Here is an 18,675-nt window from a genome sequence, read left to right on the forward strand (position 1 = left end):
GTCGTCGGGCTTGCCATAGATGGTTCGACCCAGGGCCACGGTGGTATCAGAGCAGAGGATGGGCGCAGTGGGCAAACCACGGCGCGCGCGCCGTGCTACAGCGGCATCAAGCTTGAGGCCCGTCACGCGCTCCACGTAGGCGGTGGGCGCTTCGCCGGCCAACGCCGACTCAATGGCCTCGGCGTCTTCGGCCTCGTCGCCGTCCACATTGGGCAGCAGCAGTTCATGGCGCACGCCCAGCTGCTCGAGCAGTTGGCTGCGGCGTGGACTTTGGGAGGCGAGGTAGATGAAGTCGGGCATAAACAGATTATTGGGGCGGCCAACCCAACGCTTCTGGCGTCGTTGTCGCGTCTTGTCATACGACTCGTCATGCCTGTGACACAGCGCCTGGCCAGAACCGCTTTGCTTTTTAATGGCCGTTTTAAGTTAAAAATGGCTCTAGCGCTTACCCATCAAGCGTCAGCTGCTATAAATAAGATAGTAAACCACACACATCCGAAGCAGGCCTTTCCCCTCATTCGCGGTGGTAAGGGTGCCCTGCATTCACCGACCAGGCGCGGTACAGCTGCTCAATGAGCAGCACCCGCACCATCGCGTGGGGCAACGTCAAGTCCGAAAGACGGATGCGTTCGTGTGCAGCCTGACGAAAGGCCGGGTCGAGGCCGTCAGGGCCGCCGATGACCAGCGCCACATCGTCGCCGCCCAGCTGCCAGCCCTTGAGCCGTTCGGCCAATGCCTTGGTGGTGAGATTGGTGCCGCGCTCATCCAGTGCCACCACACGGGTGCCACGCGGAATGGCGGCTTCGATCCGCTCGCGCTCGGCCGCGTAAAGCGTCTCCAGGGTCTTCGAGCCGCGCGGCTCGGTCTTGACTGCCTTGAGCTCGACCTTCAGCTCCGGTGGAAAACGCTTGGCGTAATCTTCGTACGCCGTCTGCGACCAGTCGGGCACGCGCTGACCCACAGCCACGATCAGCAGCTTCATGGCAGCTCAGGCGCTATGCGCGGGCAGGGTTTGTCGAGGGGCCAAGGCACCCATCACTTGCGGCCCGGAGCCCTCTTGGCTGCGGGCTTGGCGGCAGCGCCACCGCGTGCTGCGGTGGGCTTTGCACCGGTCTTGGCAGCAGCAGCGGTCTTGCTGCGAGGGGCCGATGGCTTGACCACCACGGTCTTGACCGGTGCCTTGGTGGCTGCGGGCTTTTTGGCTGCAGCCGTTGGCTTTGCGGAGGCCTTGGCCGGTACAGCCTTGGCAGTGCTGCTGCTCTTTGCGGGAGCCCTGGTGGAAGCTTTGGCAGGTGCTTTTGCGGTCGTCTTGGCTACAGGTTTGGCAGAAGTGGCTGCGGGCTTGGCGGGCGCCTTGCCAGCAGCCTTCGCGTCCGACTTGGCAGCCTTCTGGGCCGACTTCTTCTCGGCCAGCTCCGTGGCGGCGCTGGAGACAGGCTTGGCTGCGCCCAGCTTCAGGCGCACAGGAGTGTCGCCCCACAGCTCTTCCAGACGGTAGTACTGACGGATGGCGGGCTGCATGATGTGCGCCACGGCGGCGCCGCAGTCCACGATGATCCACTCGCCGTTTTCTTCGCCTTCGATGCGCGGCTTCACAAAACCCGCTTCACGCACGGCATCGCGCACGCTGGCAGCGAGCGCCTTGGTCTGTCGGTTGGAGGTGCCCGATGCCACGATCACCCGCTCAAACAGCGGCGAAAGATGCTCGGTGTTGAAGACCTGGATGTCTTGCGCCTTGACGTCCTCCAGACCATCGACGATGGCGCGCTGGAGCTTGGTTACGTCTTTTTTGGCGGCGGTTTCCGATTTGGTGGATGTGGTCATCAGGCGGTGAATAGAGAAGAAATGGAATCAATATAGCGTGCAACGCAGCACACAGCCAGCGGGCTGCGCCTTGGGTGTTGCACGTTGGCGCTGCGGCAGTTTGAGGTGTTTTTGGCCTCTTGCGCTTGTGTGAAAAGCGCTGACAGCTATTGAAATTATAGCTTTTGCGCTTTTCATGGCGTTCAGGCGGTAGCGCCAGCCCCGCCAGTCAGCCAGTCGCGCCGCACCAGAAAGCGCTGGGTGAGCTCGGCTTCTGCGGAATCTGCCGCATCGGAACGCTGGTACGACCACGACACCAGCGGCGGCATGGACAGCAAGATCGACTCGGTACGCCCGCCGGACTGCAGGCCAAAGTGCGTGCCCCGGTCCCATACCAGGTTGAACTCGACATAGCGGCCCCGGCGGTAGAGCTGGAAGTCACGCTCGCGCTCGCCAAACGGCAGATTCTGGCGCTTCTCCACGATGGGCAGGTAGGCCTTGAGGAAGGCATCGCCCACCGACTGCGTCATGGCCAAACTCTGGTCAAAACCCAGCTCCGAGAAGTCGTCATAAAACACCCCACCCACACCACGCTGCTCGCCGCGGTGCTTGAGGTAAAAGTATTCATCGCACCACTGCTTGAAGCGCGGATACTTGTCGTCGCCAAAGGCGCTCAGGGCATCGCGGCAGGTGCGGTGAAAGTGCACCGCATCTTCCTCGAAGCCGTAGTAGGGCGTGAGGTCCATGCCGCCGCCAAACCAGCAGGTGGGCGTTTGCCCAGGATGGCCAGCAGCGATCATGCGCACGTTCATGTGCACCGTAGGCACATAGGGATTGCGTGGGTGGAACACCAGCGACACGCCCATGGCCTCAAACGGCGCGCCCGCCAGCTCGGGGCGGTGCTGCGTGGCCGATGACGGCAGCTGCGGCCCGCGCACATGGCTGAAGCCACAGCCCGCGCGCTCAAACACCCGGCCGCCTTCCATGATCTTGGTAATGCCATTGCCCTGAAGGGGCTCGCCGGGCGGCTTGCTCCAGGCGTCGGCCAGAAACCGGGCGCCGCCCTCGCCCTCCACGGATTCCAGCGCATCGGTGATACGGGCCTGCAGGCCCTGCAGGTAGCTGCGCACAGTTGCCACGGTCGCGGCCGGATTCAGTTCAATTGATTGCATTGCAGTAGTCCATTGCACCAGGGATGACCTGCATAACCCTCGTGCGTTGGTGGTAGTGTGGATCGGGATAGGCCGCAAGGCGTCTTTTTGCAGCCAATAGCCGGGCTATTGGCAAGAAAAGCAACGCAGCGGATCGCCCGAGACCGCGCTGCCATAGACCGCAGGGAGTTGTGCAGGTCATCCCTGGGCACCGCGCACGACCCGTGAGACTGGCGCGGCGCAGAGCAAGGCCGCCGCGCAAGGGCCGCCCCGCGGCGCTGGTGGCGCCCCCCTCAGGGGTAAGGCGCCAAAGGCGGCACAGAAGGGAATCACTTCACAGCCCGAAAACCGATGTCACGGCGGTATTGCGCACCGTCGAAGTGAATGCCACGCGCCACGTCATAGGCGCGCTGCTGGGCCAGCTTGACGCTGTCGGCCAACACCGTCACGCACAGAACTCGGCCTCCGGTGACCCTGACCACACCATGGTTGAGCGCCGTTCCTGCATGGAACACCACGGCATCGTCGGCCTCCGCAGGCAAGCCGGTGATCGTGTCGCCCTTGCGTGGCGACTCGGGGTAGCCGTGCGCGGCCATGACCACGCCCAAAGCGGTGCGGCGGTCCCACTGCAACTCGATCTGGTCGAGCTTGCCGTCCACACCGGCGCCCAGCACGTCGAACAGGTCACTCTTCAGGCGCATCAGGATGGGCTGCGTCTCGGGGTCGCCCATGCGGCAGTTGAATTCAAGCGTCTTGGGATGGCCCTTGGCGTCAATCATCAGGCCCGCATACAAAAAACCTGTGTAGGGGATGCCGTCCTTTTCCATGCCGCGGATGGTGGGCAGGATGATCTCGCGCATGGCACGAGCGTGCACGTCGGCCGTGACCACGGGCGCGGGCGAGTAGGCGCCCATGCCACCGGTGTTGGGGCCTTCGTCGCCGTCCTTCAGGCGCTTGTGGTCCTGGCTGGTGGCCAACGCCAGCACGTTTTTGCCATCGCACAGCACGATGAAGGAGGCTTCCTCGCCTTCGAGAAATTCTTCGATCACCACGCGCGGCAAGGCCTTCCCATCTGCGCCCTCGTTGTGGGCCACGCCGTATTTGTTGTCCACCAGCATGAAGTCGACGGCATCGTGCGCCTCTTGCAGCGTCATGGCCACCACCACGCCCTTGCCTGCGGCCAGGCCGTCGGCCTTGATGACGATGGGCGCACCCAGGCGGTCCACAAAGGCGTGGGCGGCAGCGGGGTCGGTAAAGGTGTCGTAGTCGGCCGTGGGGATGCCGTGGCGGCGCATGAAGGCCTTGGAGAAGGCCTTGGAGCTTTCCAGCTGCGCAGCGGCCTTGCTGGGCCCGAAGATGCGCATGCCGTGGGCGCGGAACTCATCCACCACGCCCGCAGCGAGCGGCGCCTCGGGGCCCACCACCGTCAGGCCGATTTTCTCGGCCTGGGCCCAGGTGCGCAACTCGCGCACATCGGCAATAGCAACGTTCTCGAACTGGTTCGAAAGCGCCGTGCCACCGTTGCCCGGCGCCACGAATACCTTGGTCACCTTGGGTGACTGGCTGAGCTTCCAGGCCATTGCGTGTTCACGGCCGCCGCCTCCAATGACAAGAACTTTCATAGCGCAGCGTTGTGATAGACCTCTTGAGCGTCGTCCAGATCTTCCAGAACGTCCAGCAGTTTTTGCATCCGGGCAGCGTCTTCGCCTTCCAGTTCGATGGTGTTCTCGGCGCGCATGGTCACTTCGGCCACTTCAGGCGTCAAACCCGCGGCTTCCAGCGCATTTTTCACCGCCTCGAAATCGGCAGGTGCAGTCAGCACCTCGATGGCGCCGTCGTCGCCCGTGATGACATCTTCGGCGCCCGCCTCCAGGGCCACTTCCATCACCGTGTCTTCTCCCGTGCCCGGCGCAAAAATCAGCTGGCCACAGTGCTTGAACTGGAATACCACCGAGCCTTCGGTGCCCATGCTGCCGCCATGCTTGCTGAACGCATGGCGCACTTCGGCCACGGTGCGAACGCGGTTGTCGGTCATGGTGTCAATGATGATGGCCGCGCCACCAATGCCGTAGCCCTCGTAGCGGATTTCCTCATAGGTCAGGCCTTCGGCGTTGCCGGTGGCCTTGTCGATGTTGTATTTGATGCGGTCCGCCGGCATGTTGGCTGCCTTGGCCTTGTCCACCGCCAGGCGCAAACGGGGGTTGGCCGACAGATCGCCACCACCAGAGCGCGCGGCCACGGTGATTTCGCGAATGATGCGGGTCCAGATCTTGCCGCGTTTTTCATCCTGCCGTCCCTTTCGGTGCTGGATATTCGCCCATTTACTGTGTCCTGCCACGGGAAATCCTTTTGTATTGATTTAATCTACTGAGTTGATTTTACTTTTTGCCCGACCCGACCCCCGAGGAAATCCGAAATGGCCGAACCCCTGCTGATTGCGAAGCACGACACCATCGAATGCCACCTGCTGCCAGGCCTGGCCAACCGCCACGGCCTCATTACCGGGGCCACCGGCACCGGCAAGACTGTGACCCTGCAGACCCTGGCCGAGAATTTCTCGCGCATTGGCGTGCCGGTGTTCATGGCCGACGTGAAGGGCGACCTTACGGGCGCCAGCCAACCGGGCGAGATCGGCGAAAAACTGGCCGCCGTGCTCAAGGAACGCGGCCTCCCCAAGCCCACTCCCCTGGCCTGCCCCACCACGCTATGGGACGTGTTTGGCGAGCAGGGCCACCCGGTGCGCGCAACGGTGTCTGACATGGGCCCGCTGCTGCTGGGCCGCATGCTCAACCTGAACGAAACACAGCTCGGTGTGCTCAACCTCGTGTTCAAGATCGCCGACGACAATGGCATGCTGCTGCTGGACCTGAAAGACCTGCGCGCCATGCTGCAATACGTGGGCGACAACGCCAAGGAGTTCACCACCGAATACGGCAATGTCAGCGCCGCCAGCGTGGGCGCCATCCAACGCGGGCTGCTGCAGATCGAGAGCCAGGGCGGCGAGCAGTTCTTTGGCGAGCCCATGCTCGACATCCAGGACTTCATGCAGACAGTGGACGGCCACGGCGTGGTCAACATCCTGGCGGCCGACAAACTCATGAATTCGCCGCGCCTGTACGCCACGTTTTTGCTGTGGATGCTGTCCGAGCTGTTTGAGCAACTGCCCGAAATCGGCGACCCCGAAAAGCCCAAGCTAGTTTTCTTCTTCGACGAAGCCCACCTGCTGTTCAACGAGGCTCCCAAGGTGCTGGTCGAGCGCATTGAGCTGGTGGTGCGCCTGGTGCGCTCCAAGGGCGTGGGTGTGTATTTCGTCACGCAGAACCCGCTCGACATCCCCGACAGCGTGCTGGCCCAGCTGGGCAACCGCGTGCAGCACGCGCTGCGTGCCTTCACGCCGCGCGACCAGAAGGCCGTGAAGGCCACCGCCACCACGATGCGGCAAAAGCCGGGCCTCGATATCGAGACCGCCATCACCGAGCTGGCCGTGGGCGAGGCATTGGTGAGTTTTCTGGACGCCAAGGGCCGCCCCAGCGTGACAGAGCGCGTATTTGTGCTGCCGCCCGGCAGCCAGCTTGGCCCCATCACACCCGAGCAGCGCAAGGCGCTGATGGCTGGCTCGCTGGTGACAGGCGTCTATGAAAAATTGGTGGACCGTGAGTCTGCCTACGAAAAACTCAGGGGCCGGGCAGCCGAAGCGAGCGAACAGGCCAGCGCCCCGGCGGGCAACGGCAAGGGCGCCAAGGGTGAAGCGGCCGATGAAGGCGGTGGCCTGCTGGGCGGGCTCAACGACGTACTGTTTGGCAGCACCGGGCCGCGCGGTGGCAAACGAGAAGGCCTGGCGCAGACCATGGCCAAGTCGGCTGTGCGCACGATGGGCACCACCATTGGTCGCGAGATCCTGCGCGGCGTCCTGGGCAGCGTGTTCGGCGGACGCAAACGCTAGACGGGCGCCGATGACCTGGCTAGAAAAGCTGCTGATACGGTTCTCCCGCCGTCTTGTCCAGGGGATCATCGCCTTGTGGCTGCTGGCGCTGCTAGGGGCACTGGCGGGCTGGTGGCCCGTGCGCTGGCAGTGGGGGGTGTACGTTGCGTTCACCCTGCTGGCCACGGTGAGCATGGTGCGCTGGACCCGGGTGGTGCGCGAGCGCTTTGTTCGCGAGGCCGCACTGCCCCAGTTTCTGCAACGCAAGCTGCGCGAAACCTACCCTGCCCTGAGCGCCAAGGATTGCGAGCTGGTCGAGCGCGGCCTGCGCCAGTTCTTCCTGGCTTGCCTGCGCAGCGACAAAAATTTTGTGGCCATGCCGTCGCAAGCGGTCGATGCCATGTGGCACGCGTTCATCCTGCACACCCGGGCCTACAAGAGCTGGTGCGACAACGCATTGGGGTTCTTTCTGGACCACACCCCTGCTGAAGTGCTGGGCAAGAAAGCACGCCACAACGACGGCCTTCGGCGCGCCTGGTACTGGGCCTGCAAAGACGAGGCCATCAACCCGCGCACACCCAGCCGCCTGCCGCTGCTGTTTGCACTGGATGCCAAACTGGACATTCCGGGCGGTTTTCACTACGCCCCTGACTGCGCCAACCTCGGCCCCGGCAAGCACCCCCACCACGATGGGGGCCGAACCTATTTCGGCACCAGCTTCTCGGATGGCAGCTTCACTGGCAGCGCGGATGATTTCGGCGGCATGGACAGCGCGGACGCAAGTGCCGGCGATGGCGGTGCGGGCGACGGTGGCGGCAACGGATGTGGTGGCGGAGGTAGCGGCGGCGATTGATGCAGGCACACCGCCCATTCAGCGCGGAGTCGGATAAAAGACAATAAATTAATAGCAATCAACGCAATACCAACTTGCGCTGGGGGCATTTTTCACTCAAAGTCGCCCGCGCGACGAGTTAGAGCAACACCACCGACCTACATTCCACAGCCATGAACACACTCACCTGCTTTTCCCTCAGCATCACCCACCATGTGGCCCATCTGGTGATGAACCGGCCCGAGGCCATGAACACCATGCACCCCACCTTCTGGCGCGAGCTGGACGAGGTGCTGGCCCACCTGCACCAGGCGGGCGAAGCGCGGGCACTGGTCATCAGCAGCACGGGCAAGCATTTCAGCGCAGGCATGGCACTCGAAACCTTTGGCGGCGCCATCACCATGGACGACCAGAGCCCCGAGGGCCGCGCCGCCATTTTTGACCTGCTCACCGACATACAGGCCACTTTTACCCGCATCGAAAACCTGCGCATTCCGGTCATCATGGCCATCCAGGGCGGCTGCATTGGCGGTGCGGTGGACATGGTCACTGCGGCCTGCATTCGGTATGCCACGCAGGACGCCTTCTTCTGCATCCAGGAGATCAACATCGGCATGGTGGCCGACGTGGGCACCTTGCAGCGCCTGCCCAAGCTCATTCCGATGGGCGTGGTGAAAGAGCTGGCCTACACCGGCCGCCGTATGCCCGCGCAAAAGGCCCTCGGCTACGGCCTGGTCAATGAGGTTTTCGAGACACCAGAGGCCATGCTGGCCGCAGCCCTGCAATGTGCGCAAGAAATCGCCAGCAAGCCGCCTGTGGCCATCTGGGGCACCAAGCAGGCCGTGAACTACGCCCGCGACCACAGCGTGGACGACAGCCTGCGCCAGATGGGCTGGCTGCAGGGCGCTATCTGGAGCAACCAGCATGTGCGCGAATCGGTCACGGCCATGAAGCAAAAACGCGCGGGCGACTTCCGGGCGCTGGCAGCGCTGACGCGCTTCAGCGAACTGGGCTGAAGCGTCGGCCGCGCCAGGCACCACGGCCTGGCGGCACCCGCAGGGGGCGCGCCGCACAGCCCGCACCCGCGCTTAGAACCAGTTCAAGATTTTTTCATGGGTTACGTTGCCCCGCAAAGGCTGTGGCCGCAAGGCGCAAACCACAGCCGGGCTGGTGGCCCGGCCAGGATTTGCAACGCCGCGGACGCAGCCTTTGCGGGGCAACCCGAAGGGCATGGCTCCAAAACCGCCACGCTCGTCGTTGCCCACCTAGCCCATACATGGGTATGGGCTGCGGCGTGCGCCTAGAGCGTGGCGGTTTTGAAGCCATGCGGACCCGATGAAAAAATCTTGAACAGGTTCTTACATCAAAATTCATAGCTGCTCGCGCTTATGGAATAAGCGCTAGAGGGCATTTATGCTTGAAATCGTGCTGTAACGGGCTATGATGCGACGGCGTGGTTGCCGCTTCCCGGCGTCCCGCCTGCCAAGGATGCCGCCATGACACAGACACCCTTTTCCGTGCCCACCTTCGCGCCCACCTACGCCGATGTGGCCGACGCGGCCCATCGCCTGCACGGCATGGCGCACCACACCCCAGTGCTGCGCTCCACCACGGCCGACGAAAGGCTGGGTGCGCAGCTGTTCTTCAAGTGCGAAAACCTGCAGCGCACCGGCGCCTTCAAGTTCCGCGGGGCCTTCAATACCCTGGCCCAGTTCACCGACGAACAGCGCAAGGGCGGCGTGCTGGCGTTCTCGGCCGGAAACCATGCCCAGGCCATTGCCATGTCGGCCCGGCTGCTGGATATGCCCGCCGTCATCGTCATGCCCGAAGACGCCCCTGCAGCCAAGATGGCGGCCACGCGTGGCTATGGTGCGCAGGTCGTCACCTACAACCGATACACCGAAGACCGCGAGGCCATCAGCCGGCGCCTGGCACAAGAGCGCGGCATGACGCTGGTGCCGCCGTTTGACCACCCGCACGTCATTGCAGGGCAAGGCACCGCGGCCAAAGAGCTGCTGGAAGAAGTGCCCAACCTCGACTACCTCTTTGTCTGTGTGGGCGGAGGCGGCCTGCTGGCGGGCAGCCTGCTGGCCGCCGAGGCACTGGCCCCGCACTGCCGCGTGGTTGGCGTAGAACCCGAGGCGGGCAACGATGGGCAACAGTCTTTCCGCGCGGGTCATATCGTGCAGATTCTCACGCCCCACACCATTGCCGATGGCGCACAAACCCAGGCGCTGGGCCAGATCACCTTCCCCATCATCCAGCGCCTGGCGGACGACATGGTCACCGCCACCGACGAACAACTGGTGCAAGCCCTGCGGTTCTTTGCCGAACGCATGAAGATCGTGGTGGAACCCACGGGGGCACTGGCCTTTGCCGGCGCAGAACACGGCAGTGTGGATGTGCATGGTGCCCGGGTGGGCATTGTCATCAGCGGCGGCAATGTCGACATGGCGCGCTACGCCCGTTTTCTTGCAGATTAACCCCACCGCCCCGCAGCGCCTGCGACACCTTGCGGCGCAACCGGGCGATGCCGGTGCCACGGAAAAACCGGTTCAGCGGCATCACTGGTCTTGGGCCGCATCCATTTTCAACGCCCCGGCGGGTGAAAATACAGGCCCGCCTCTTCCCATCAGACAAATACAGGCCCCAGCCATGAGCAACGTTACCGTCATCACCCATCCCCTCGTCCAGCACAAGCTCACCCTGATGCGCAAAAAGGACGCCAGCACCAACAGCTTTCGCCGCCTGCTGGGCGAGCTCTCCACGCTGATGGCCTATGAAGTCACGCGCGACATGCCGCTGCAGGACGTGCAGATCGAAACACCGCTCGAAACCATGACCGGCAAGGTCATTGACGGCAAAAAGCTGGTGTTGGTCTCCATCCTGCGTGCGGGCAACGGCTTTCTGGACGGCATGCTCAACGTGGTGCCCGGCGCCCGGGTAGGCCATATCGGCCTGTACCGCGACCCTGAAACGCTGCAACCCGTGGAGTACTACTTCAAGATGCCCGCAGAAATGGAAGCGCGCGACATCGTCGTGGTCGATCCCATGCTGGCCACAGGCAACTCGGCTGCCGCCGCCGTGGAGCGACTGAAGAAACTCAAGCCCCGTTCGATCAAGTTTGTCTGCCTTCTGGCCGCCCCCGAAGGCGTGGCCACGCTGCAAAAAGCCCACCCCGACGTGCCCATCTTCACCGCCGCCATTGACCGCGAGCTCAACGATCACGGCTACATCCTGCCCGGCCTGGGCGATGCGGGCGACCGCATCTTTGGCACCAAATAAATCACCCACTGGAAGCAGCAGTCCACCACTGCTTCCAGGATAAAAAAGCCGCCGGCGGGATTGCTCCTGCCGGCGGTTTTTGCTTTGGCCACCGCCACAAAGCCCGGGGGCTTGGCGGCAGTGCTTCTGACATCAATACACGTCGTGCTGCGTGTTGTAGACGTTGAAGTGGCCCGTGGGGGTAATCAGGCGTGGATCCTTGATGACCTTCTTGAGCTTGAGGGTCTTATCGTCCACCACCACGATCGCGCTTTCCTTGTTCTTGGCGGACCAGACAGAGAACCAGACCTCGTCACCAGCCTTGTTGTACTCAGGCTGCACCACACGCTTGGCACCGTCGTCCTTCAGTTCAGCCCACTCGGCGATAGGAAGCGTCTTGTAGCCCTTGTCCAGGTTGTTGATGTCATACACCACGATCGACTGGGAGATCTTTGGATCGGGGTTCAGAGGCGCATCAGACCACAGGTTTTTGGACTTGGGGTGGCTCTTGACGAACAGAGCGCCGCCGCCAGGACCCTTGAGCTTGGCCACTTCCTTGAAAGCGTACTGCTTGAACTTCTTGGGGTCGGTGCCGATCAGGGAGATCGTATCGTCGCCCAAGTGGCCGGTAGACCACACGGGACCGAACTGCGGATGGGTGAAGTTGGCGCCACGGCCGGGGTGGGGAATCTTGCCCACATCGGTCAGGCCAGCCAGCTTGCCGTCCTTGGTATCGATCGCAGCAATCTTGTTGCTGTTGTTGGCAGCCACCATGAAGTAGCGCTTGGACGCATCCAGACCGCCGTCATGCAGGAACGGAGCAGAACCGATTTCGGTGATCTTGAGGGCGTCCAGATTGGAGTAGTCCACCATCAAGGTCTTGCCGGTTTCCTTCACGTTCACGATGAATTCGGGCTTGTAGTGGGAACCCAGAATGGATGCCACGCGGGGCTCAGGATGGTATTCCTGCGTGCCCACGACCATGCCGCGGGTGGAGACGATCTTCTTGGGCTCCAGCGTGTCGCCGTCCATGATGGTGAACTGGGGCGGCCAGTAAGCACCAGCGATCACCAGCTTGTCCTTGTAGCCCTTGGCCTTGGAGGTTTCCACCGAGCGGGCTTCCAGGCCGATGCGCACTTCTGCCACGCTGTCGGGTTTTGCCATCCACAGGTCGACCATGTTGATCTTGGCGTCGCGGCCAATCACGAACAGGTAGCGTCCGGAAGCCGACATGCGCGAGATGTGCACCGCATAGCCGGTCTTGATGATGCTGATGATTTCCTTGGTGTCACCATCGATCAACGCAATCTCACCCGTGTCACGCAGCGTGGTGGAGAAGATGTTCTCGATGTTGAAGTTGTTCATCTTCTTGGTCGGACGGTCCTTGGGCGCAACCGTTACCTTCCAGGTCTTCTTGGTGTCGGCCAGACTCCACTCGGGTGGCGTCGGCGCGTCATGCTGGATGTAACGGGCCATCAGGTCCACCGTGGCTTCATCCATTTCACCAGAGGTCTGCCAGTTGGGCATGCCAGCGGGCGAACCGTAGGCAATGAACACCTTCAGGTAGTCGGTGCCCTTGGCCATGGTGATGTCAGGGGTCAGGGGCTTGCCGGTGGCGCCCTTGCGCAGCACACCGTGGCAGCCAGCGCAACGCTCGAAGTAGATCTGGCGAGCGCGATCGAACTCGGCCTGCGTCATCTTCGGCGCTTTGGGATTCGTGCCCTGGTACATCGGCACATCAGCCAGAGGGGACGAGCCCGCCTGGTAGTTCATTTCAGGCGTAGAGACGTCCTTCTTCTCTTGCGCCACAGCGGTCAGGGCCAGGGTGGACAGTGCCAGGGCCGCAAGGCGCGCCAGCTTTCGGGTTGTCATGGGAACTCCTTGTGTGCCGCAGCCCATGCGCTAATTCCATCCCGCAGGACTGCCCGCCGAGGGCTGCGACAATATAGTTTCGGCAGGCTTGGTATCGATTTTTCGACGGGTGCCGCGGGATCACTTTGATACGCATCAAATACATTCACTTAACGTGAATCAATTCCCTACCAGCCTTCCAATAATCCCACAACCGCCACCGGAAACCAACACTTATGAAATCGCATCGTTTGGCCCCCCCTCATCTTTCGCGTCAAAGCCACAGTTTGGGAGCCCTGCACAGCGTGGCGTTGCTTACCGCGGTGGCCTGCCTGCCCACCGGCGTTCATGCCCAGAGCACACCGTTGATGGCCGAAATGGTGGTGAGCGGCTCGCGCAGCGAGCAGCTGAGCGACGAGCTGCCCTTGTCGATCGATGTGATTGACGCCCGCGCCCTGAGTGACCAGCAAAGCCGCGACGTGCGCGAGGCCCTGCGCGACCTGCCCAACACCTCCGTCAAGCATCCTCTGCCGCGCACCACGGTGGGGGGCGCCAACACCGTGGGCACCGGCCGCGACGGCAATGTGGGCCTGAACATCCGCGGGCTGGGTGGCAACCGCGTGCTCATGCTGGTCGATGGCATCCGCGTGCCCCGCAGCTATGCTTTTCGCACCACCACGTTCGACCGCGAATACCTGTCCATGGAGCTGCTCAAGCGCATCGAGGTAGTGCGCGGGCCGGCATCTGCGCTGTATGGCTCCGACGGCATGGCGGGGCTGGTCAACTTCATCACCCACGAGCCAGCGGACTTTCTGACCAGCGCCAAGGGCGCCCCGCCCAAACAGGTGGGCGGGCGTATTTCTGCCGGCTGGAGCGGCGACGACAACGGCCGTGCGCTGGCGGCCACGGTGGCGGGCACTGCCAGCGACACCGTGCAATGGCTGGTCACCGCCAACGCCCGCCGCTCGCACGCCATGGACAACATGGGCACACGCGATACCTCTGACACCAGCCGCACCACACCCAACCCGCAGCACAACGAAGACAACGCCGTGCTGGCCAAGGTGGTGTTGCGACCTTCGGCCGCGCAGCGCCATGTTGTCACCCTGGAACATGTGGAAAAGCAGGCCGACGTGAACCTGTTGTCTAGCCGCGCGCCCCTGCCGCTGACGGGCAGTCCAACCGCCATCGCCGGCGCCGTCAGGGATGAAAACTCCAGCCGCACCATGGACCGCAGCCGCTTCACCTGGGATGGCCGCTACACCCTGGGTGCCAGCTGGGCCGACCAGCTGCAGACGGTGCTGGCCGTGCAGCACGCCAGTTCCCGCCAGGTAGGCACCAGCGTGCGCAACACCCTGCCCTTGCGCGTTCGCGACAACTCCTATTCCGAAGACACCTGGCAGGCAGGCCTGCAGGCCGAAAAAACGCTGCGCACACCCGGCGGCTGGGCTCACAAGCTCACCTATGGCATCGACCATATCCGCAGCGACATCAGCAATGTCTACACAGGCGTCGCCCCGCTGCCGCCCGAGGTGTTTCCGCTCAAGCGTTTTCCGGACACGCGCGAGACCAGCAGCGCCGTGTATGTTCAGGCGGAATCCGTCATTGACCGATGGAGCATCACCCCGGGGCTGCGGTGGGACCACTTTGCGCTGGACGTGACCACCCAGGCCGGCTTTTACCCGCCCGCCGCCAAACCCGGCCAGTCGCTCTCGGGCTCGGCGCTGTCGCCAAAGCTGGGGGTGCTGTACCGCGCCACTTCACAGTGGAGCGTGTTTGGACAATATGCCACGGGGTTTCGCGCGCCCGATGCAGCGCAGATCAACGGCTACTACGAAAACGCCGCCGAACAGGTCACCATCATTCCCAACCCCGACCTCAAGCCTGAAAAAAGCCGGGGCCTGGAGCTGGGTGCGCGCGGTCGGTTCGACCGCCTGAAACTGGATGCGGCCATCTTCGCTAACCAGTACTCCAACCTCATCATGGACACCGTGCTCATCCGCGGCACTGGTACAGCCGCCGACCCCCGCGTTTTCCAGACCCTCAATACCGAGCGGGCCCGCATCACCGGCATCGAGGTCAAAGGGATCTACGACTGGGGCCCCATCGCGGGCGGGCGCGTCAGCACCCCCTTTAGCTGGGGCCGCGCCAAGGGCGTGAACCGTGCCACCGGCGCACCACTGAACTCCATCGACCCCCAACAGATCAGCCTGGGGGTGCAATACGACACCGCCGCCTGGGGCCTGCGTGCCGACCTGCGCCACCACGGCGCCAAAAAGGCCAGCGACATCGACAGCGCCTCCGCCGTCAAGGCGCCCAACACGCAGTTCACCATTGGGCAGGCCACCACGCTCGATCTGTCGGCCCAGTGGCGCCTGCGCAAGGACCTGCGGCTGAACGTTGCCGTAACCAACGTCACCAACCGCAAATACTGGCTCTGGCCCGACGTCTATGGCCTGGCCGCGTCCAGCACCGTGAATGACGCCTACACCCAGCCAGGCCGAAGCCTGAAGGCATCACTGGTAATGGATTTCTAAGGCAGGCACGGCCACCTGATGAAACTTGCAGGCAGCGCGGAACGTGCAGAAACAAAGACACACCGCCTGCCGCCACCAAGGCTAAGGCACCCCCGCGTTGTTCCGTGCCGCGTGGCGACACGCAACAACGCTCAGTGGTTACGCCACTTTTGCACCATCACCTGCTGAATCTTGCCCTTGAAGAAGTAGCGGCGGTCCGTCGCCCCCTGAGGGTCGGCGCCGATCACCACCGGGCTGTTGTTCAGTGTGACACCGCCGGAGATCGACGCAGAGGCCATGCGCTCAACGTTGTTGACCCACAGGCGCACAGCGCCGTTGCCGTCGTACGCGCCGATGATGAAGTAGGAGTTGGTTCCGTTCAAACCGATGAGCGGGGTGGTGGCATAGGAATAACCGCCATTCACATGCACCCCAAACCGCAGCTGCATTCCGGCTTGCTCCAGTGCAAAACCGCCTGCGTCGCTCTTGGCCACGATGCTCGCCGTGCCCCCCGAGGTCAAGTCGTCAAAGTTCACCACGGCCGTCACCAGAAAGCCGCCGTCTGTGGCGTTGTCCGCATCCCAGGTGGTAAGGCTCTGGGTGCCCGTGAACACCATGCTGCCGCCAATGCGGTCTTCATCACTGGTGACGGACAGCCACTCCAGCCCGGGCATGGTGTTGCTGCTGGCCAAAGCATAGTCCGCCGTATTGGTGCGGCAGTAGCTCAGCGGATAGGCGCTTTGGCGGGCGGCGTTCAGATAAACCAGCGAGGTGTTCTCCTGCACCAACGCACGCACATTTGACGACAGGGCCGTGGCGGCCAGATCGTAGTCAGTGGTGATGAAATCCACATCTTCACGCAGCGCCGATATAAAGGCCTCCCCCATGCTGGCGGGTACCGTGTAGATGCCTGCACCCAGCCCAAGTTGCCTGGCTTGCTCGAGTTTGCCGAACAGATCTGAAGTCTGGTATTGCAGTTCCACGCCGTCAAAGCCCAGGCTCTTGGTCGCGCGAATGTTGTTGCGGATATCGCTTTCAATCAGCGTATGGAGGCGGATATGGTCGCGGATACCGGCAAATTCGCTGGTCGCCAATAGCGCCTGGGCCCGCACCAGGTGTTGGTGGCGACCATCCATGAAAGCGCGCAGAAATACGGGGCGCCCGGCTGCGGCATAGCCCTTGTCGCGCACCGTGCGCAGCACGCTCCGCATCAGCGAATCGCTGAATGCCGGGGATGAATAGGTTTCCTTGACCTCCAGAAACAGCATGCGGTCGCTTTGCTGCAAGCTGGCATTGGCCAGCGTCGCATCGAACGTGCCGTGCGCGATTTCGCCATCGTTGTGCTCCACATACACCTTTCCGTCTGCATGCATGGTCAGGTCCAGTTCCACCAGGTCAAAGCCACGGCCCAGCGCTTTCGACACTTTTGCCTCAGTCTGCGCAGTGTTGTCGCCGTAGCAGTTGTGGCACGACATGGCCACCTGGTGGCCCAAGGGGGTCGTGGGCAAGGCGCGGCTGATACCGCTCCAGTAGGTGCTGGCCCCAAGGGCCTTGGTGCTACCGCCCTGGACCGCGGGCTCGGCAACTTCCCCGCCACCGCCACAGGCGCTGAGCATGGCGGCAGCCACCAATGTTGCGATTGTGATTTTTTGCATGAAGACTCCTCTCTTTTGAATGAAGAGGAAAAGATCGCATGGCCAGATCACAGGGGCATGACAGAACGGCGAATCGCCTGCGCGCCATGCGCGGGGCGCCATACCAGCGTGGCAAAAAGATCGCGAGCAGCCACTCCCCTGCGCCAGTCCACCTTGCGTCGCCGGACTGTGGACCAAAAAAGAGAAAAATCGGGTGGAGTGCGAACGGTTTCGCGGGCGCCGATACGGTAGGCGTTTATGTCAAGACACACCGGAAGGTGCTTACCTTCGGGCACATGGCGACCAGGGGGCACGCGAACGCCAGGCCGGCCACCGCAACGCCGCCCGCCTTCACAGCTTCACCCCGCCACATGGCACTCGCGGCGCAGCAGGGCCAGCGCGTCGTGCATCTGGTAGTCCATGTCGCTGCCCAGTGTTTTGGCCGAGTCCTGCAAAAAACTGTTCCACATATCGATGTAGTCTGCCTGATACGCGCCTGGCGCATGGCTGCGAATAAAGTCTATCGCCAGTTCGGGTTGCAGTCCGCTTTTACGGATCTTGCGCACAAGGCTGGCGGCGGTTTTTTCGGTCAGCAGCGTCTTTTTGGGTGCTCCTGCGGCAAGGCAAAGGAACAGCGTGAGCAGCGAGTGCTCGTCTTCGTTGCCCTGGGTGGTTTTTGTCCACGTCTTGCTGGCGGGCTGGGGAGGCTCACCGCCTTCTTGCAGCGCATCCAGGCTGCGATGGTAGTGGTCCACCTCGGCCAGCGGGTCGTCGAGCAAGAAGTATCGGGCACGAAAAGCGCCGGTCGGGCGCAGCAGGCTGCGCAGCGGATTGGTGGCATCCAGCAACTTGGGCAGGTCGGCCAGCACGCTGGCGCAATGCGTCTGCATCACCGCGCGCAGGTCTGCGGGCAAGCCGGCTGGCAGCAGCAGTTGCTTGGGCGCCGCCAGCTTTTTCTTGCGCAGCGCCGTCACCAGCTTCTCCAGGGCCACGGCGTTGGGCCACTCGCCCAGCTGCATGGCTTTGGGCGCCAGGGCCTGCATGAGCAGGCCGGTGCGGATGACGGCCTCGGCATCGGCGCCTGCGGCTTCCAGCTCGTCGGTATCCAGCTCGAATTGCTCGGCCAGCCACTGTGCGGCACGGATGGCGTGGGCAATCTGGCTGCGGCGAGCCAGTTCGGCCTGGTAGTCGGTGTAACTGCGCAGCGACCACAAAGCCAGCAGAGGCGTTTGGGCATCGGCGTAACCGGCCATGCCGAAATTGCTGCTCTCGGGCATGGCGATCAGGCGCTTGAGCATGTCGGAGCCGCCCTTGGAGCGCGACAGGAACGAATGGTCGCGCAACGAGATGGCCGCCTTGGTCAGATCACCATCGGTGGTGTCGAGCAAATACAGGCTGATGAGGTTGACCATGCGGTCACGGGCTTTTTCGAGTTCGGGCCGCAAAAATTCACTGCCAAAGTAGCGGGCGATCTGCACCATGCCTTTGGGGGCATCGGCGCAGATGGCGACCAGCCTTGCCGCATCCAGAATGCCGTGCTGCACACCGTGCACCAGCGCTTTTTCAAAGAACGGGCGGGCGTCGTGCAGTTGCAGCGCCGCAGTAGTAGATGCCATCATTTCGATACCAGTTGTTCAAGGCGCAACGCGACGCCCGAGGCCGTTGAAACTGGCGCGGCAAAGACGAGCGGCCGCCGCGCAAG

At 63.0% G+C, this 18,675-nt stretch carries 15 protein-coding genes (1 of these 15 running past the window's edge); 6 read left to right on the top strand and 9 right to left on the bottom strand.

What is annotated here, in order from left to right; translation table 11 throughout:
• From K226_RS0112980 to K226_RS0113005, 6 genes are all read right to left on the bottom strand, one after another.
• On the bottom strand, positions 1 to 300 hold the 5' portion of the coding sequence (locus tag K226_RS0112980; RefSeq protein WP_024815221.1) for a nucleoside triphosphate pyrophosphatase. It extends 315 nt beyond the left edge of the window; only the first 300 of its 615 coding nucleotides appear in the window; the start codon lies at positions 298 to 300; the stop codon falls past the left edge of the window.
• 214 nt (positions 301 to 514) lie between these two features.
• Positions 515 to 982: a 23S rRNA (pseudouridine(1915)-N(3))-methyltransferase RlmH gene (gene rlmH / locus K226_RS0112985; RefSeq protein WP_024815222.1), complete on the bottom strand. Its 468-nt coding sequence runs from the start codon at positions 980 to 982 to the stop codon at positions 515 to 517.
• Between the two features lie 53 nt (positions 983 to 1,035).
• Complete coding sequence (gene rsfS, locus K226_RS0112990) at positions 1,036 to 1,824, bottom strand: ribosome silencing factor (protein WP_024815223.1); 789 nt, start codon at positions 1,822 to 1,824, stop codon at positions 1,036 to 1,038.
• A gap of 182 nt (positions 1,825 to 2,006) precedes the next feature.
• Complete coding sequence (gene hemF, locus K226_RS0112995; protein ID WP_035241058.1) at positions 2,007 to 2,975, bottom strand: oxygen-dependent coproporphyrinogen oxidase; 969 nt, start codon at positions 2,973 to 2,975, stop codon at positions 2,007 to 2,009.
• Positions 2,976 to 3,283: 308 nt separating this feature from the next.
• The gene (gene purD / locus K226_RS0113000) at positions 3,284 to 4,576 is read right to left on the bottom strand and encodes a phosphoribosylamine--glycine ligase (RefSeq protein ID WP_024815225.1); all 1,293 of its coding nucleotides are present in this window, start codon (positions 4,574 to 4,576) and stop codon (positions 3,284 to 3,286) included.
• Positions 4,573 to 5,292 carry a YebC/PmpR family DNA-binding transcriptional regulator gene (locus K226_RS0113005; RefSeq protein ID WP_024815226.1) on the bottom strand — a complete coding sequence of 240 codons (720 nt, stop codon included), beginning with the start codon at positions 5,290 to 5,292 and terminating at the stop codon, positions 4,573 to 4,575. The genes purD and K226_RS0113005 overlap by 4 nt, the downstream gene beginning before the upstream one ends.
• Positions 5,293 to 5,370: 78 nt before the next feature.
• Here K226_RS0113005 and K226_RS0113010 point away from each other — a divergent pair, with 78 nt between their 5' ends.
• From K226_RS0113010 to upp, 5 genes are all read left to right on the top strand, one after another.
• Positions 5,371 to 6,897: a helicase HerA-like C-terminal domain-containing protein gene (locus K226_RS0113010; RefSeq protein ID WP_024815227.1), complete on the top strand. Its 1,527-nt coding sequence runs from the start codon at positions 5,371 to 5,373 to the stop codon at positions 6,895 to 6,897.
• Between the two features lie 10 nt (positions 6,898 to 6,907).
• On the top strand, positions 6,908 to 7,729 hold the full coding sequence (locus K226_RS0113015) for a hypothetical protein (protein WP_024815228.1): 822 nt from the start codon (positions 6,908 to 6,910) through the stop codon (positions 7,727 to 7,729).
• 152 nt (positions 7,730 to 7,881) lie between these two features.
• The gene (locus K226_RS0113020) at positions 7,882 to 8,724 is read left to right on the top strand and encodes an enoyl-CoA hydratase-related protein (RefSeq protein WP_024815229.1); all 843 of its coding nucleotides are present in this window, start codon (positions 7,882 to 7,884) and stop codon (positions 8,722 to 8,724) included.
• A 480-nt stretch (positions 8,725 to 9,204) separates the two neighbouring features.
• Positions 9,205 to 10,191 carry a threo-3-hydroxy-L-aspartate ammonia-lyase gene (locus K226_RS0113025; RefSeq protein WP_024815230.1) on the top strand — a complete coding sequence of 329 codons (987 nt, stop codon included), beginning with the start codon at positions 9,205 to 9,207 and terminating at the stop codon, positions 10,189 to 10,191.
• A gap of 172 nt (positions 10,192 to 10,363) precedes the next feature.
• Entirely contained in the window at positions 10,364 to 10,993 is a 630-nt protein-coding gene (gene upp / locus K226_RS0113030) for a uracil phosphoribosyltransferase (RefSeq protein WP_024815231.1), read from the top strand.
• A gap of 132 nt (positions 10,994 to 11,125) precedes the next feature.
• Here the strand turns inward: upp and K226_RS0113035 are convergent, their stop codons facing one another.
• On the bottom strand, positions 11,126 to 12,844 hold the full coding sequence (locus K226_RS0113035; RefSeq protein ID WP_024815232.1) for a nitrite reductase: 1,719 nt from the start codon (positions 12,842 to 12,844) through the stop codon (positions 11,126 to 11,128).
• 284 nt (positions 12,845 to 13,128) lie between these two features.
• Between K226_RS0113035 and K226_RS0113040 the strand changes: the two genes are divergently transcribed.
• Positions 13,129 to 15,360: a TonB-dependent hemoglobin/transferrin/lactoferrin family receptor gene (locus K226_RS0113040; RefSeq protein WP_238324226.1), complete on the top strand. Its 2,232-nt coding sequence runs from the start codon at positions 13,129 to 13,131 to the stop codon at positions 15,358 to 15,360.
• A 131-nt stretch (positions 15,361 to 15,491) separates the two neighbouring features.
• Here K226_RS0113040 and K226_RS0113045 read toward each other — a convergent pair whose 3' ends face one another.
• Together K226_RS0113045 and K226_RS0113050 are read right to left on the bottom strand one after the other, a co-directional pair.
• Positions 15,492 to 16,994 (bottom strand): LamG-like jellyroll fold domain-containing protein, encoded by a 1,503-nt coding sequence (locus K226_RS0113045; RefSeq protein ID WP_024815234.1) that lies wholly within the window; start codon positions 16,992 to 16,994, stop codon positions 15,492 to 15,494.
• A gap of 338 nt (positions 16,995 to 17,332) precedes the next feature.
• Positions 17,333 to 18,589, bottom strand: coding sequence for a hypothetical protein (locus K226_RS0113050; protein WP_024815235.1), 1,257 nt, complete (start codon positions 18,587 to 18,589; stop codon positions 17,333 to 17,335).
• Positions 18,590 to 18,675 lie beyond the last annotated feature (86 nt).

Source organism: Acidovorax sp. JHL-3 (genome assembly GCF_000526295.1).
Lineage (GTDB): Bacteria > Pseudomonadota > Gammaproteobacteria > Burkholderiales > Burkholderiaceae_C > Acidovorax > Acidovorax defluvii.

What these genes read in the sequence shown, in the direction of transcription:
- rlmH (WP_024815222.1), bottom strand. Translation starts at nt 982, where the DNA reads ATGAAGCTGCTGATCGTGGCTGTGGGTCAGCGCGTGCCCGACTGGTCG.
- rsfS (WP_024815223.1), bottom strand. Translation starts at nt 1,824, where the DNA reads ATGACCACATCCACCAAATCGGAAACCGCCGCCAAAAAAGACGTAACC.
- hemF (WP_035241058.1), bottom strand. Translation starts at nt 2,975, where the DNA reads ATGCAATCAATTGAACTGAATCCGGCCGCGACCGTGGCAACTGTGCGC.
- purD (WP_024815225.1), bottom strand. Translation starts at nt 4,576, where the DNA reads ATGAAAGTTCTTGTCATTGGAGGCGGCGGCCGTGAACACGCAATGGCC.
- K226_RS0113010 (WP_024815227.1), top strand. Translation starts at nt 5,371, where the DNA reads ATGGCCGAACCCCTGCTGATTGCGAAGCACGACACCATCGAATGCCAC.
- K226_RS0113015 (WP_024815228.1), top strand. Translation starts at nt 6,908, where the DNA reads ATGACCTGGCTAGAAAAGCTGCTGATACGGTTCTCCCGCCGTCTTGTC.
- K226_RS0113020 (WP_024815229.1), top strand. Translation starts at nt 7,882, where the DNA reads ATGAACACACTCACCTGCTTTTCCCTCAGCATCACCCACCATGTGGCC.
- K226_RS0113025 (WP_024815230.1), top strand. Translation starts at nt 9,205, where the DNA reads ATGACACAGACACCCTTTTCCGTGCCCACCTTCGCGCCCACCTACGCC.
- upp (WP_024815231.1), top strand. Translation starts at nt 10,364, where the DNA reads ATGAGCAACGTTACCGTCATCACCCATCCCCTCGTCCAGCACAAGCTC.
- K226_RS0113035 (WP_024815232.1), bottom strand. Translation starts at nt 12,844, where the DNA reads ATGACAACCCGAAAGCTGGCGCGCCTTGCGGCCCTGGCACTGTCCACC.
- K226_RS0113045 (WP_024815234.1), bottom strand. Translation starts at nt 16,994, where the DNA reads ATGCAAAAAATCACAATCGCAACATTGGTGGCTGCCGCCATGCTCAGC.
- K226_RS0113050 (WP_024815235.1), bottom strand. Translation starts at nt 18,589, where the DNA reads ATGGCATCTACTACTGCGGCGCTGCAACTGCACGACGCCCGCCCGTTC.